The organism is Frondihabitans australicus, from assembly GCF_003634555.1.
GTDB lineage: Bacteria > Actinomycetota > Actinomycetes > Actinomycetales > Microbacteriaceae > Frondihabitans > Frondihabitans australicus.
The window spans coordinates 2,935,026-2,948,903 of record NZ_RBKS01000001.1 but is presented as its reverse complement, the minus strand read 5'-3'; the positions used below and the strand labels follow the sequence as shown (position 1 = coordinate 2,948,903).

Here is a 13,878-nt window from a genome sequence, read left to right as displayed (position 1 = left end):
AAAATGCATCAGCCCTGCCTGGTTGGCCTTCGGCCACCGGCAGGGCTTCTGCAATTGCGCGCCGTGCTTGTCTGGCCGCCTCCCGGCGGCGCGCGTCAGCGCATCGCTCCGCTCGCTCGACGCTGTGGGCCATCGCTGCGCTCGGCCCGGCGACGTCGCTCCGCTCGTCGCCGCGTGAGCACGTACTTCCTCGACCGCTTCGACGTGCTGACAGGAGGAAGCGCGGCGTTCGGCGGCACGGTCGCCGTGCGCGACTTCGGGCTACTCGACGCCGCCGTGGCGAGACCCCGCAGCAGCGTCTTCCGAGTCCATGCCTACCCGGACCTCTGGCAGAAGGCTGCAGCGTTGCTGCACTCGCTGGCGCGCAACCACGCGCTCGTCGACGACAACAAGCGCACCCCGTGGGCGGCCGCGTGGGTGTTCCTCGGCGTAAACGGCGCCATGCTCGATCAGGGCTTCGACGTCGACGCGGCATACGACTTCATGATCGAGGCAGCCACCTCCGAGCTCGAGGTCGCCGCGATCGCCACGACGATACCGTGCATCCTGACCAGCGGCTACATCGTGCCGCGGAGCTGTCCCCAGCCGAACGACGTTTCGGCGATCCAGTCCTGCAGGTCGGAGGAGAACCGTTGGCGGTTCTCGTCGTCGGTCATGTCTGCGGCGAGCCAGGCGTTGAACTGCTCGCCATGGACGGTGACGACGAGCCATTCCTCGTCGGTGCCGATCACGAAGTCGCCTGGGAGTGCGGCGCCATCGGGCGCGGCCCGGATCGACAGCTCGAGCGTTGAGAGTTCCTGCTCCGTCAGGAGCTCGCTCATGACGGGCATGTAGACGCGCGGGATCACATCGTTCACGTAGTCCTCGACGGTGCGCATGAAGCCATGATGTCGACAAGTGCGCTCCTGCGAAACGAAGACCCCCGCGGCCTCGATCGTTGCTAAGGCCTGCGCCGCAGGCGAACGGGACTTGACCAGGGCCGCATCGCATCTATAGTTGCGGCGGGCAACGGAGCCTGACCACCCGAACGACCGGCAGGAGATCCCGATGGCAGCCGACTACGACGCCCCACGCAACGCCCCCGACACCGACGACAACACCGTCTCGATCGACGCACGCTCGACCAGGGCCACGGGCCTCGCGGCCGACCTCGACGAGGGCGACAACGCCGACGGCTTCGAGCTCGATGCCTCGATCGTCGACGAGGCGCTCGACGTGGTGGTGCTGCCGATGCAGGACCACGAGTTCACCTGCGTCGAGTGCTTCCTCGTCCGACAGCGCAGCCTGCTCGACCACGAGACGAAGCTCGGCCCGATCTGCATGGAGTGCGCAGCGCTGTAGCTCTCCTCTGGCCGCAAGCCCCTCGGCCAAAGGACGAGATGTGCCCGGCGTCTGGAGGGTATGCCAGCTGACTTCGCCACCTCACGCGCGCGCGACCGATTCGACCGCCGGCAGACTCGCCCGGACCGTGTCGCTCAGCGAGTCGAGCTGCGCTCCGATCCACGCCGGAAGAGCTGCCGCAGGATCCTGCGCCATGGCTGAGCGGGCAGGGTCCTGCGGCAGCGGTCGGTGAGGGCCGTCGGCAGGTCGACGGTCGATGGTCGCTATGCGGCGACCCGGTGGTCGACGTCGGCGGAGGCCTCGACGACGGCGGGCAGGTCTGCCACCCGCTCGGAGTCGGTGTAGCGGCCGAAGACGGCGCGGGCGCTGCCGCGGTCCTGGCTGCTGACGTAGTGGCCCGTCGAGCGGCCGGCCAGGTCGTCGGTGCGGCGGCCCGTGAAGGTACCGGCGAGTCCGTGGCCGGTGCCCGTGTAGGAGCCGCGGAGGGTGCGGATGGCAGTGCTGGTGTTCTGTGTGGCGTTCATGATGTCGTTCCTTCCGGAGGGTGGTGCGGGTTGAGGGGTCGGTGGGTTACGGGACGAGGACCATGCGGAAGCGGGCTTCGCCGCTGAGCATGCGGTCGAACGCGGCGGCCGCGTCGGCGAGCGGGCGTTCTTCGATGAGGGCCTTGACGCCCTGGGCGTGAGCGAAGGCGAGGCCCCGCTCGTTCTCGATCGGGGTACCGGTGAGCGAGCCGAGAACCGCGATGCCGCGACCGATGAGATCGCCGGTCGAGACGGTGACCGGCTCGGACGAGGCTCCGACGACGACCAGGCGGCCGCGGTCGGCGAGGCCCGCGATGAGAGAGCTCGAGGAGGCGCCGCTCGCGACGGTGGTGACGATAACGGAGGCGCCCCCGAGTTTCGCGAGCTCGTCGCCCGGGTCGGTGGCCGCGCTGTCGATGTAGTGGTCGGCGCCCAGCTCCGTGGAGAGGCCTTCCTTGGCCGTGCCGCGGGCGATGGCGGCGACGCGGAGGCCCATCCTGTCGGCGTACTGCAGGGCGAGGTGTCCGAGGCCACCGATGCCCTGGATGGCGACGAGGTCGCCGGGCTCCGGCGCCCCCTTCAGCAGGGCGTTGAACGTGGTGATCCCGGCGCACAAGAGCGGTGCCGCTGCGACGGACGTCATCTCGGCGGGGATGGCGACGAGGCCGGTCTCGCGGGCGACCATGTACTCGGCGTAGCCGCCGTCGATGGTGAGCCCGGTGCGGTCCTGGTCCTGGCAGTTGACGAAGTCGCCTCGTCGGCAGCTCGCGCACTGGCCGCAGTGGCCGCCGAGGAACCCGACGCCGACGCGTTCGCCGACCGACCACCGGGTGACACCCTCGCCGAGGGCATCGATGATGCCGACGACCTCGTGGCCGGGCACGATGCCGGGCTCCGTGGCCGGGTGGGGGTGCACGGCTCCTGCGTCGGTGTGGCAGATGCCGCAGGCTTCGACGCGGAGGCGCACCTGGCCCCGACCGGGGTCCGCCAGGGGCCGCTCGGTGAGCTCGAGGGCTCCCGAAGCGGCGACCTGGACGGCCCGGTAGGTGCCGGTGGCGCTCATCGCGCGGCCTGGGAGGCGAGCGCGGCGAGCGCGGTGACGACGGCCTCGGCCGAGGGGCGGGCGGAGGCGGGGTTCTGACCGGTGACGAGGTTGCCGTCGACGATCACGTGAGGGCCGAAGGCGGGGCCGCCCACGAAGTCGGCGCCGGCGCCGCGGAGACGGGTCTCGAGCAGCCAGGGCGCCTTGTCGCCGAAGCCGAGCGCGGTCTCCTCCTCGTCGGTGAAGCCGGTGATCTTCCGGCCGGCGAAGATCCAGGAGCCGTCGGTCGCCTTCGCGGGCAGCAGCGCGCCGACCCCGTGGCAGACGGCCGCGACGACCTTGCCCTTCTGCGGGGCGAGGGCGGCGTAGATCGCGCCGATGGTGGGGTTGTCGGCGAGATCCTCCATCGGGCCGTGGCCACCGGCGACGTACACGGCGTCGTAGTCGTCGGGGTTCACGCTCTCGAGGGCGACCGGCGAGGTCAGCTCGGTGCCGAGCGCGGCCAGGTAGTCGCGCTGGGCCTGGATGGCGTCGGCATCGTCGTTGTTCATGGCCGGGGCGAGGCTGAACTCGTCGACGGTCGGGGCGATGCCGGCGGGGCTGGCGATCGTGACGTCGAAGCCGGCCTCGGTGAAGACGCGGTGCGGCTCGATGAACTCGCTGGCCCAGAAACCGGTGGGGTGCTTGCTGCCGTCCTTGAGGGTCCACACGTTGGCGGAGCTGACGACGAGGAGAACTGAGGACATGGTCTGACTTCTTTCGGTTCGGTGTCATCGACCCTTTCGGCCGATGTGATACTCGAAACGTAATAGCAACTAACTTGATTGCGCAAGACTCTGCTCAAGTTATTTTCATTGAACTTTCGAGACTCACTCCCTAGACTGGTTCCATGACTGAATCACGAGACGTCGAGAACGGCGGAGACACCCCTGCGGGAGTGGGCGTTCTGCTGGACTTCGTCAACACGCGCGCCATCGAGGGCAACTGCGAGGAGCAGCTCGTCGATGCCTCCTCCACGCGCCAGTGGTTGAGTGACAGTGTTATCCCCTTCGACGGTTCGCTTGTCACCGAGGCCGACGTGCTCGTGGCGCGGGAACTCCGGTCGGCGCTGCTCGCGATCCTGAAGGAGCACGTCGGTCTGGACGAGCGCGACGAGGCCGAGGCGGCCACGGCGTACCTGTCTCGTGCGGCGCGCCTGTATCCGCTCGCCGCGGTGATCAGCCGTGCCGGCACGGTGCTGGAGCCGATTCAGGACGGCGTCGCCGGCGCGCTGGCCAGCGTGATCGGCGCCGGCGTCCAGGCCTCCGCCGACCCTCGTGTGTGGCAGCGGGTCAAGGCCTGCAAGAACCCGAAGTGCTACAAGGGCTTCTACGACCGGACCAAGAACACCGGAGGTGCCTACTGCAGCGCCTCTTGCGCCTCCCAGATGTCGATGCGCGCGTACCGAAGCCGCAAGGCCGAGCAGGCCGCTCACTCGGCCTGACGCGGTCACCGCAAGATAAACGACAGGCGTAGTGTAAAGGAGGCCTCGACGACGAGGCCCCGCGCCTGCCGCATCGGCGGCGCCGACTGCGACGAAGGAGAAGCACCCCTGTGAGCACCGCCACCCGATTCACCGACCGAGTCGTCCTGATCACGGGAGGCGGCTCGGGCCTCGGCCGCGCGACGGCCATCCGGCTCGCCACCGAGGGCGCGAAGATCGCGATCGTCGACATCTCCGAGAAGGGGCTGCAGGATTCGACGGCCGCCATCCTGGAGGCCGCACCTCAGGCCGAGGTCCTCACGGCGATCGCCGAAGTCTCGAAGGAGGCCGACGTCGAGGCCTACGTGGCCGCGACGCTGGAGCGCTTCGGCCGAATCGACGGCTTCTTCAACAACGCAGGCATCGAGGGCCGCCAGAACCTCACGGAGGACTTCACGGCCGACGAGTTCGACAAGGTCATCGCGATCAACCTGCACGGCGCGTTCCTGGGGCTCGAGAAGGTGCTGAGAGTGATGCGCGAGCAGGGCTCGGGCATGGTGGTCAACACGGCGAGCGTCGGCGGGATCACCGGCATCGGCAACCAGTCCGGCTACGCGGCAGCCAAGCACGGCGTCGTCGGCCTGACCCGCAACTCCGCCATCGAGTACGGCCAGTACGGAATCAGGATCAACGCGATCGCGCCCGGCGCCATCTGGACCCCGATGGTCGAGAACGCCATGAAGCAGCTCGACCCGCAGGACCCGCGGAAGGCCGCCGAGCAGTTCATCCAGGTCAACCCGACGAAGCGCTACGGTGAGCCGGCGGAGATCGCCTCGGTCGTCGCGTTCCTGCTGTCGGACGACGCCGCCTACGTGAACGCCGTCGTGCTGCCCATCGACGGTGGCCAGTCGATCAAGTACTAGGAGCGGACCCCGCCTCGCCGGTCAGGCCTGCAGACCCCGCAGGAACACCTCGAGGATCCGTTGGCGCTGCTCGGCGCCGTCGGCCGGCATCGTCGCGATGCCGTAGACGCCGCGCGTGACGTCGTCGTCGGTGACGTCGGGCCGCAGCGCGCCGGCGGCACGGGCGCGCGCGATGACGGGACCCGAGGTCGCCACGATCACCCGGACGCACGCCTCGTAGACGGGGCCGTCCTCGTCGATGGCGGACGCGAGCTGCTGCTTGGCGCCGATGTGCTCGGCGAAGCGCAGAGTCCACTCGGTGAGCGCGGCGCGGGGGTCGAGACCGGCGACGGCCACTGCATCCTGCGCGATGGCCTCGATCTCGTCGACATAGAGGTGGTTGATCAGCACCTCGCGCGTGGGGAAGTTCCGGTAGAGCGTCGCGATGCCGACGCCGGCGCGCTCGGCCACGGTCTCGAGCGCGACGTCGGAGCCTTCCTCGCGGATCGCGTCGCGGGCGGCGCGGAGGATCGCGTCGAAGTTCCGCGCACCGTCGGCCCGTCGGGGCCGGGGCGCGCGGAACACGTCGAGGTCGATCACCGTCACAGGATCAGCGTAAGAGCATTCCGCCGTCCCCTGCGACGCTGTTCCCCTGTCGCCTGCGACGCCGGTCAGCCGACCGGCATGACGAGGTCGACGTAGCGGGCGCCGAACGCGCCGTCGGGGACGATCTCGTCGATGCGCGCCAGGTCGCCGTCGCTGAGCTCGACGTCGGCGGACGCGGTGTTCTCCTCGACGCGCGAGACGCTGCGCGTGCCGGGGATCGCGATGACGTCGTCGCCCTGGGCCAGGAGCCAGGCCAGCGCCAGCTGAGTGACCGTGACGCCCTTCGTCGCGGCCAGCTCGCGGAGGGCCGCGATCGCGGCGAGGTTCTTCTCGTAGTTGCCCGGCTGCCAGCGCGGGTCGGTGCTTCGCATGTCGTCGGCGGCGTACTCCGCTGCTGGCTTGACGTCGCCGGTGAGGAACCCTCGGCCGAGCGGCGAGTAGGCGACGAAGCCGATGCCGAGGTCGCGGGTCGTCGGGAGCACGTCCGCCGCGGTGGCGCGCTCGAAGATCGAGAACTCGCTCTGCAGCACCGACACGGGGTGGACCGCGTGTGCCCGGCGGATCGTGTCGGGCGCGGCCTCCGACAGGCCGAAGTACTTCACCTTGCCCTCCGCCACGAGCTCGCCGACGGTGCCGGCGACGTCCTCGATCGGCACGTCGGGGTCGACGCGGTGCTGATAGAACACGTCGAGCGTGTCGACGCCGAGGTAGCGGAGGCTCGCATCGGCGACCTCGCGGATGTGCTCGGGGCGGCTGTCGTAGAGCTTCGCCGGGTTCAGCGGCAGCACCCAGCCGAACTTCGTCGCCACGGTGACCTCGTCGCGGAACGGCGCGATCGCCCTCCCGACGATCTGCTCGTTCGAGCCGGTGCCCATGCCGTAGAGCTCGGCCGTGTCGAACATGGTGACGCCGAGGTCGTGCGCCCGGCGGATCGCGGCGATGCCGCCCTGTTCGTCGGCGGCCCCGTAGGCCGAGGTGATGCCCATCGCTCCGTAGCCGATGGCGGAGGTGGCCAGCCCCTGTGTTCCGAGAGTGCGTGTCTGCATGTGTCGTTCCTTTCCGAGAGAAACGATAACACGCCTCCGTTTATGGTGTCCGGTGGGCTCGGGGCCTTCTTGAGCGCAGGAGCCGGGGACACGCCAGGGCAGGACACCTTCATGCCCTGCCCTGCCGTGCGGCGGCTCGTGATCAGTTCGCGGTGACGTGATCACCGGCGAACGAGTCGGCGGCGTGCTGGATGAAGCGCGCCACGCGATGAGGGTGCGCGATGAAGGCGGTGTGCGAGCCGTGGATTTCCTCGGTGTACGCGCCCATCCGGGCCGCCATGTCCCGCTGGAGCTGCGGCGGGATCGAGTTGTCTTCGGTCGACACCAGGTACCAGGTCGGGCGCGTGTCCCAGCCGCGGGTCGTCGCCGCTTCGGTGAAGGCGAAAGCCGACAGGGGGCGCTGCGTGACGTACATCTGTCGCGCTGCCGCGGCGGAGGAGTCGCCCGCGAACACCTCGCGGAACCGGCCCTCGTTGATGTAGAGGTCGGGGCCGCCCGGAGCGCCGGGAGCGTCGTACGAGGTCGGCGCGTTCTCGGTGGCGAGCAGCGACGGCTCGTAGCCGGCCTGCGCCGTGAGGCAGCTCTCGCCGACCTCGAGGCCGAACGCTGCGAGGTAGACGAGGCCTATCACGTTGTGGAGGCCCTCGACGGCATGACCGATGACGGCACCCGCGTAGGAGTGGCCGACCAGCACGACGGGGCCGTCGATCGCGGCGACGCGGGTGCGCAGCGAGTCGGCATCGGACGCGAGGCTGCGGAGCGGGTTCGGCCGTGCCACGACGGAATAGCCGTCCGCCTCGAGGCGGTCGATCACACCGACGTAGCCGGACGCGTCGGCGAAGGCGCCGTGGACGAGGACGATGGTGGGCTTGGTGGAGCTCATGGGGTTGTTCCTTTCTGCGATGGGGTGAGGTGCGGTTATTCGGCCCAGTCGGAGCCCTCGATGACCTTCACGAAATCACCGCGGACGAAACCGGGGTCGAAGTGGGCGAGCACGTCGGCGTTCACGGTGCCGAACGTGGTGTCGGGGCGGTTCGAGAAGCCATCGCGGAAGGCGCTCAGGATCCTGCGCTTGAAGTCGGGCCTCGGATGCGCGGCGACGACTTGCTCTCGGAGCTCGCGAGGGATGCGTGTCAGGTTCAGCCCGAGCACGTCCATCTCGACTCCGGCCGTTGTAGCGGCGACGATCGGATCCATTCGGTATGGCACCTCGGGCGTCGTATGGAGGGCGATGGCCGCCCACACCGTGTCGGCCGACCGCGCGTCGATTCCGTGCGTGAGCAGGAACGCCCGGGCCTCGTCGGCTCCGTCCAACTCGAACCGCTGCGTCGTCGTCCGGTACGGATCGACGAGACCGGTGTCGTGGAAGAGGGCGGCCACGTAGAGCAGCTCCGGGTCGGGTGCGAGCGAGAGGGCGCGTGCCTGGAGGACGCCGAAGAGGAAGACGCGGCTCGAGTGATGGAAGAGGAGCTCGTTCGTCGTGTCTCGGATGAGCTCGGTGGCCTCTCGGGCGAGGCGGCTGTCGGGGATCTCGACCCCTGCGATGGCTTCTGAATTCATGTAGAAAGCCTCTCGCCGAGGGGTGCCTCGGCGGACCGCTGGGACTGTCGTCAATCCCACCGATCAGGACATCGAGGCGCCCCCGGGCTGCGTCGAGAGGAATCGCCGCTGGTAGCGCTGCGGCGAGGTCTTCAGCTGGCGGACGAAGGCTCGTCGTAGCGCCTCCGGTGTGCCGAACCCCGATAGCTCGGCCGCCATGGTGACGGAGTGGCCGGCGTCGAGTCGCCCCTTGGCGAGCTCGACGCGGATCGACTCGACATAGCGCGCCGGAGTCGAGCCGTATTCGTCGTGGAACAGGCGCGAAAGGTGTCGAGGGCTCACGAGCGCGATTCGGGCGAGGCTGTCGAGCGAGTAGTCGGCTGATGGATCCGACCGCACTCGGTCGATGACTGCCTGCAGCGCAGGTGTCGAGGGCTCCGGGGCCTCGAGGGCCGCGGAGAACTGCGACTGCCCTCCGCCACGCTGCATGTAGACCACCAGCGACCTTGCCACGGAGCGCGCGAGATCGGCGCCGTGGTCGACCTCGACCAGCGACAGGGCCAGGTCGATGCCGGCGCTGACCCCGGCCGACGTGTAGACGCCCTGATCGTGGACGAAAATGCGGTCGGGTTCGACGTGGGCCGCAGGATGCCGGGCGGCCAGCTCGCTCGCGTGCCGCCAGTGGGTGGTCGCGCGTTTGCCGTCGAGCAGCCCCGCCGCTCCGAGCACGAAGGCGCCGGTGCAGATCGAGGCGACGCGGTCAGCGCGTGCGGCGAGATGCCTGGTGGCATCGATCAGCTCCTCCGAGACGGGCTTCGCCGGATAGGGATCGCCGCCCGCCACGAGCACGGTGTCCCAGCGCCGCTCGTCGAACGCGGATGCGTCGGCGGGCACGCGCAACCCCGTCGTCGCGCGCACGTCGCCGCCGCCCGCCGTCAAGATGCTGATGCGGTAGCGCGCCCCGAAGAGGTTGGCCTCGGCGAAGACCTCCGACGGGCCCGCGACGTCGAGCATCTTGACGTCCTGAAACACGAGGAAGCCGATCTCGTGCGTGCGCTGCATCGTCGGCCTCCCGGGCTCCTGTGTCTTCATCGTAGGTGCGGGTAGTCGCTCATTCGCGTGCCCACCGACGGATGAGCACCTCCAGCTTCCGACGGTCCAAGGCCGGGGGCGTGGCACTCCCGGCGCGAATCGGGGGGATCATTTGGTGGAGGATGCGAACGGCATCGCCTCGTGCGCCCTGCAGGCCGCCTTCGTCGAGTCGCCAGCCACCGATCTCGTCCCGCCCGTGTGCATCGACAATGTGCAGCAGGTTTGACAGATCGACCGTGTCCTTGACGGTGCGCACCCATCGATCTCGCCACGCATAGGCCTTCAGGACGACGGCGTTCTCGACAGTGGGCACTGGCACCGCGCACTCGAGAACCGTGCCGTCTGTCAGGGTCAGGTTCGCGTCGATAACGATCGGTGCTCCGAGCGCGAGATGGAGGCCTGGCATGGCATCGTAGGCGCGGCCAGCTCGGATCGTGTCGCCGAACCGACCATTCAGCGTAGGAACAAGGACGTCGATCACGCGCTGATCGTGGACATAGCGATTGCCTTTGATCGCGTTGTACCCAGCTCGCACGAGGGATGCGTGAATGGACCCGTCGTCCGCAAGGGTCAACGGAAGTCCGGCGTCCGCATCGCCAGTCCTCCGGGCGACGAGCCCAGGGCTTGGGAACGCGGCTGCCAGGAGTCCCACCATGTGGCCACCGATCACGCGGACCTCCGGGTGGTCAGCCGCAATGCTGGCGAGGTCGTACAGAGCGCGAAAGGCGCCGTCGTCCTCGGGTCCCGTCGCGATCGTGTGTGCAGCGCGTCTCATGCCGGAAGTCTCAATCGGTGGGCGTTATCGAGAACCACTCCGCGAATGCGGTCGGCACCCTCGTCTTCGTCACCGGTGGTGCCGGTTCGGGATACGTCGACGGCGGCGATGACAGCGTCAACCAAGCCCTCCCTCGACGAATGAGCCCTTGCCGTGGCGAAGATCGTCGCGTCGTCGGGAACCGTGATCGACAGTGTGTGGTCGTCGCGGGAGGCCAGGGCGAAGCCGAGTGCGCCTGGGTCGAGACCGCGGTCGAGATACAGGGTGGCGTGTTCGGGTTGGCGCCAGGGAGCGATGACACGTGCGGCCAGATCACCGGAGATGAGTGCGGTTCCGCCGAGGTCGCGGACTCGATCCTGCACTGCGCGCGCCTGCTGTTCGAGGCTGGTGTCGTTCCACCAGTACGTCGTGATTCCGCCCGCCCCCGGGTACTCCGCCATGCAGTAGTCCCACAGTCGTGACGGGGTTGGTGCGGAGTATCCGCCCGTGTGTCTCTCGACGAGACCCCTGAGCAGTTTGAGTTGTTGCGAGACGGCAGATTGGGGACTCCCGACATCTCGGGCGAGATCGTTCTGTTTTCTTTGAGGTGAACCGAGGAGAAGGGAGCGGCCAAGGGCCAAGCGAGTGAAGGGGCGGGGGCCCTTCTTCGCCTTCCTGGCCGGTGGGCGATCGGGCGCATGCTCGACGCGATGCAACCAGAGCGATCTCGTGTCTTCCGCGACCACGACGAGACGATCATTCTTGGTGACGGCCATGCGGAGGCTCTGCGTCATCGTCGGCACCGAATAGAGGATGCGGTCGACTCCGCCGATCTGCAGGTCGGCGGCGATGGCGCTCGGTGTGGGCGAACGAGCCTGATCGCTGACCCGGATGCGCTCACCCGAGTCCGTCGAGAGGGTGTTGTTCGTGACGGGCCACGCATGGACCCCGGCTGCGGCGAGAGCTCCGATGATTGCATTCAGATCCATGTCCTCTCCCTCCTTGGCATGGAGACTATCACAATAGTCGCTATTTCTGTTTACTGTGATATCTAATTCCTTTCGTCATCGCGCACTAGTCCTCCCGGGGGAGGAATCCTCACCCGTTCGACCGAAGACCGGGGCACGCGGCGCGGCTTACCTTTCTGGCGGCAGAGAAAACCGTCAGGAGATCCCGTGAGCACCACCTCGTCCGTCACCCCCGCGCCCGCGCCGACCCGGAGGCACGCAGCCAGCTCGGCGGCGCCTGGAGTCAGCGGCGCCCACGGCGCCGGGATCGCGCGCCGCACCCGCTTCGCAGCCGCAGGGATCGCAGCCCTCCTCGCCTTCGCCGTCTACGCGATCTCGAACCTGACGCCGTGGGGCCAGCACACCGAGAACGTCCTCGTCTTCGGCAGCGACGAGAGGCAAGCGGTCGCCTACTTCCCGTACTCCGTTCTGCGGCTGCCGCCCCTGCACGGCGAAACCGGCGCCATCGTGGTCGGCTTCCTCCTGGCGATCGGCATCGCGGCGGCCCGACGCCGCTGGCGCGACCTCGCCACGGTCGCGGTCGCCGTGCCCGCATCCGTGCTCGTCGACGACGCCGTCGCCCGCGCCCTCGTGAAGCCCGCCCTCGACCCGGGGTCGGCGATCTGGACTCTGGCGAGCAGCTTTCCCAGCGGCCACGTCGTGATCGTGGCGGCGGTGTCGACCGCGCTGGCGATCGTGGTGCCGAGGAGGTGGCTCGCGTGGTGCCTCCCGATCCTGGGCGCCTGGACAGCCCTCGTCTCGTCGGCGGTGCTGGCCCTCGGATGGCATCGGCCGAGCGACCTTCTGGGTGCCGTGCTGATCGTGGCCGCGTTCTTCCTCGCGGCGTCGGCCGTGTTCGTGCCGCGCACGTCGCCGATCGAGCTGACGGGCGCCAGGATCGTGCCGACACTCGCCGCGATCATCGCCTTCGCGGCCGTCTTCGCCGTCCAGCCCGCCGTCTGGGCGACGCCGGTCTTCGCGGCGTTCGGGGCCCTGGCCACCGTGATCGCTCTCGTCGTCGCGCTGAGGCTGCTGCGCCCGCAGGAGTGACCCCGGCGTCACCGCGGCGGTGACACTCGCGGTGGGGGATTCGCTCGGCACGCGCCACGGGCCAGACTGAGACCATGAGCAACCCTCCGGCCAACGGCATGCACGCGTTCTCCCGAGACACCACCGCGATCGTCGACGAGGTGCTCGAGTACGCGAGGCGGCGGGCCCTGTACCAGGACGTCCCGCTCGACAAGCCACTGCGCCCTCGCGACCTGCAGCGCCTCGCCGGCAACTCGATCACCGCCGACGGCATCGGTGCGAGGCGTGCGGCCGGACTGTTCGAGAACGTCCTCGCGCCCTCGTGCATCTCGACCGACCACCCCGGGTACCTCTCGTTCATCCCGTCGGCGCCGAGCAAGGCGTCGATCGCGTTCGACGTGGTCGTGTCGGCCTCGTCGGTCTACGGCGGCTCGTGGATGGAGGGCGCGGGCGCCGTCTTCGCCGAGAACGAGGTGCTCACCTGGCTCGCCTCCGAGTTCGGGCTGCCGGCGACCGCGGGCGGCGTCTTCATGCAGGGCGGCACCATCGGCAACCTCTCGGCGTTGGTCACGGCTCGCACGCGGGCGCGTCGCCGTCGGGCCGAGGCGGGCCTGCCGAACCCGGCCCGCTGGGTCGTCGTCTGCAGCGCCGAGGCGCACTCGTCGATCGCGTCGGCGGCCGACGTGATGGACGTCGACGTGGTCAAGGCGGTCGCAGGAGCAGACGGACGCCTCCGCGGCGACTCGGTGCAGGCCGCCCTCGACGAGCACGGCGACGCCGTCTTCGCCGTCGTCGCCACCGGCGGCACCACGAACTTCGGCATCGTCGACGACATCGCCTCGATCGCCGCCGTCACGCAGGAGCGCGACGTGTGGCTGCACGTCGACGGCGCCTACGGTCTCGCCGCGATGCTCGTGCCCTCGATGCGCGAGGTCTTCGAGGGCGTCCAGCACGCCGACTCGCTGATCGTCGACCCGCACAAGTGGCTGTTCGCCCCCTTCGACGCGTGCGCGCTGCTCTACCGCGACCCGGCCGGCGCGCTCGCCGCGCACACGCAGCACGCCGAGTACCTCGACACGCTCACCGAGACGCCCGACTGGAACCCGTCGGACCTCGGCATCCAGCTCACCCGGCGCGCTCGCGGCCTCCCCCTCTGGTTCTCGCTCGCCACCCACGGCACCGAGGTGTACCGGTCGGCGATCTCGTACGGCATCGACCTCGCCCGGCGCATCGCCGACGAGATCGAGTCGCGCGACGGGTTCTCGCTCGTGCGCGACCCGCAGCTGTCGGTCGTGGTGTTCCGGCGCGAGGGGTGGACACTCGACGACTACAACGCGTGGTCGGACCGCCTGCTCGAAGACCAGGTCGCGTTCGTCGTGCCGTCGTCGCACGCGGGCGAGCCCGTGGCGCGGTTCGCGATCATCTCGCCGCTCACCACCTTCGAGATGCTGACGGCGATCCTCGACACGATGTAGCGGCGCCGCGCGGAGCTTCGCCTCGCTGCTCGACGCAGGACGAAACCCGTTCGCTGAGA

Annotated in this window: 16 protein-coding genes and 1 pseudogene; 6 read left to right on the top strand and 11 right to left on the bottom strand. The window is 69.2% G+C overall.

The window, feature by feature from the left end; translation table 11 throughout:
• Nucleotides 1-3 precede the first annotated feature (3 nt).
• Nucleotides 4-414: pseudogene (locus tag C8E83_RS19925) on the top strand (type II toxin-antitoxin system death-on-curing family toxin); the annotation flags it as partial.
• A gap of 143 nt (nt 415-557) precedes the next feature.
• Here the strand turns inward: C8E83_RS19925 and C8E83_RS19920 are convergent.
• Nucleotides 558-878: a hypothetical protein gene (locus tag C8E83_RS19920; protein ID WP_245982021.1), complete on the bottom strand. Its 321-nt coding sequence runs from the start codon at nt 876-878 to the stop codon at nt 558-560.
• 169 nt (nt 879-1,047) lie between these two features.
• Between C8E83_RS19920 and C8E83_RS13935 the strand changes: the two genes are divergently transcribed.
• The gene (locus C8E83_RS13935; RefSeq protein WP_121370451.1) at nt 1,048-1,341 is read left to right on the top strand and encodes a DUF4193 family protein; all 294 of its coding nucleotides are present in this window, start codon (nt 1,048-1,050) and stop codon (nt 1,339-1,341) included.
• 263 nt (nt 1,342-1,604) lie between these two features.
• Here C8E83_RS13935 and C8E83_RS13930 read toward each other — a convergent pair whose 3' ends face one another.
• From C8E83_RS13930 to C8E83_RS13920, 3 genes are read right to left on the bottom strand one after another with little or no spacing between them, the layout of a single operon-like run.
• Nucleotides 1,605-1,865: a hypothetical protein gene (locus C8E83_RS13930; RefSeq protein ID WP_121370450.1), complete on the bottom strand. Its 261-nt coding sequence runs from the start codon at nt 1,863-1,865 to the stop codon at nt 1,605-1,607.
• A gap of 46 nt (nt 1,866-1,911) precedes the next feature.
• A complete protein-coding gene (locus tag C8E83_RS13925) occupies nt 1,912-2,928 on the bottom strand; it encodes an alcohol dehydrogenase catalytic domain-containing protein (protein ID WP_121370449.1) in 1,017 nt (338 codons plus the stop codon).
• Complete coding sequence (locus tag C8E83_RS13920; RefSeq protein ID WP_121370448.1) at nt 2,925-3,653, bottom strand: type 1 glutamine amidotransferase domain-containing protein; 729 nt, start codon at nt 3,651-3,653, stop codon at nt 2,925-2,927. Before C8E83_RS13920 ends, C8E83_RS13925 begins: the two co-directional genes overlap by 4 nt.
• A 143-nt stretch (nt 3,654-3,796) precedes the next feature.
• On the opposite strand from C8E83_RS13920, the gene C8E83_RS13915 reads away from it, so the two are divergent.
• Nucleotides 3,797-4,390 carry a CGNR zinc finger domain-containing protein gene (locus tag C8E83_RS13915; RefSeq protein WP_121370447.1) on the top strand — a complete coding sequence of 198 codons (594 nt, stop codon included), beginning with the start codon at nt 3,797-3,799 and terminating at the stop codon, nt 4,388-4,390.
• A gap of 110 nt (nt 4,391-4,500) precedes the next feature.
• The gene (locus C8E83_RS13910; protein WP_121370446.1) at nt 4,501-5,292 is read left to right on the top strand and encodes a glucose 1-dehydrogenase; all 792 of its coding nucleotides are present in this window, start codon (nt 4,501-4,503) and stop codon (nt 5,290-5,292) included.
• A gap of 21 nt (nt 5,293-5,313) precedes the next feature.
• Here the strand turns inward: C8E83_RS13910 and C8E83_RS13905 are convergent, their stop codons facing one another.
• The 7 genes from C8E83_RS13905 to C8E83_RS19260 form a co-directional block, all read right to left on the bottom strand.
• Nucleotides 5,314-5,877: a TetR/AcrR family transcriptional regulator gene (locus tag C8E83_RS13905; protein WP_121370445.1), complete on the bottom strand. Its 564-nt coding sequence runs from the start codon at nt 5,875-5,877 to the stop codon at nt 5,314-5,316.
• A gap of 65 nt (nt 5,878-5,942) precedes the next feature.
• A complete protein-coding gene (locus tag C8E83_RS13900; RefSeq protein ID WP_121370444.1) occupies nt 5,943-6,923 on the bottom strand; it encodes an aldo/keto reductase in 981 nt (326 codons plus the stop codon).
• 142 nt (nt 6,924-7,065) lie between these two features.
• The gene (locus C8E83_RS13895) at nt 7,066-7,806 is read right to left on the bottom strand and encodes an alpha/beta hydrolase (RefSeq protein ID WP_121370443.1); all 741 of its coding nucleotides are present in this window, start codon (nt 7,804-7,806) and stop codon (nt 7,066-7,068) included.
• Between the two features lie 35 nt (nt 7,807-7,841).
• On the bottom strand, nt 7,842-8,483 hold the full coding sequence (locus C8E83_RS13890; protein ID WP_121370442.1) for an HD domain-containing protein: 642 nt from the start codon (nt 8,481-8,483) through the stop codon (nt 7,842-7,844).
• A gap of 63 nt (nt 8,484-8,546) precedes the next feature.
• A complete protein-coding gene (locus C8E83_RS13885; protein ID WP_245981674.1) occupies nt 8,547-9,554 on the bottom strand; it encodes a GlxA family transcriptional regulator in 1,008 nt (335 codons plus the stop codon).
• Between the two features lie 19 nt (nt 9,555-9,573).
• On the bottom strand, nt 9,574-10,329 hold the full coding sequence (locus C8E83_RS13880; protein ID WP_121370440.1) for a hypothetical protein: 756 nt from the start codon (nt 10,327-10,329) through the stop codon (nt 9,574-9,576).
• On the bottom strand, nt 10,326-11,297 hold the full coding sequence (locus C8E83_RS19260; protein ID WP_147430185.1) for a hypothetical protein: 972 nt from the start codon (nt 11,295-11,297) through the stop codon (nt 10,326-10,328). The genes C8E83_RS13880 and C8E83_RS19260 overlap by 4 nt, the downstream gene beginning before the upstream one ends.
• A gap of 186 nt (nt 11,298-11,483) precedes the next feature.
• Here C8E83_RS19260 and C8E83_RS13870 point away from each other — a divergent pair, with 186 nt between their 5' ends.
• The gene (locus C8E83_RS13870) at nt 11,484-12,365 is read left to right on the top strand and encodes a phosphatase PAP2 family protein (protein ID WP_170159945.1); all 882 of its coding nucleotides are present in this window, start codon (nt 11,484-11,486) and stop codon (nt 12,363-12,365) included.
• 74 nt (nt 12,366-12,439) lie between these two features.
• Complete coding sequence (locus C8E83_RS13865; protein WP_121370437.1) at nt 12,440-13,819, top strand: pyridoxal phosphate-dependent decarboxylase family protein; 1,380 nt, start codon at nt 12,440-12,442, stop codon at nt 13,817-13,819.
• Nucleotides 13,820-13,878: the final 59 nt, after the last annotated feature.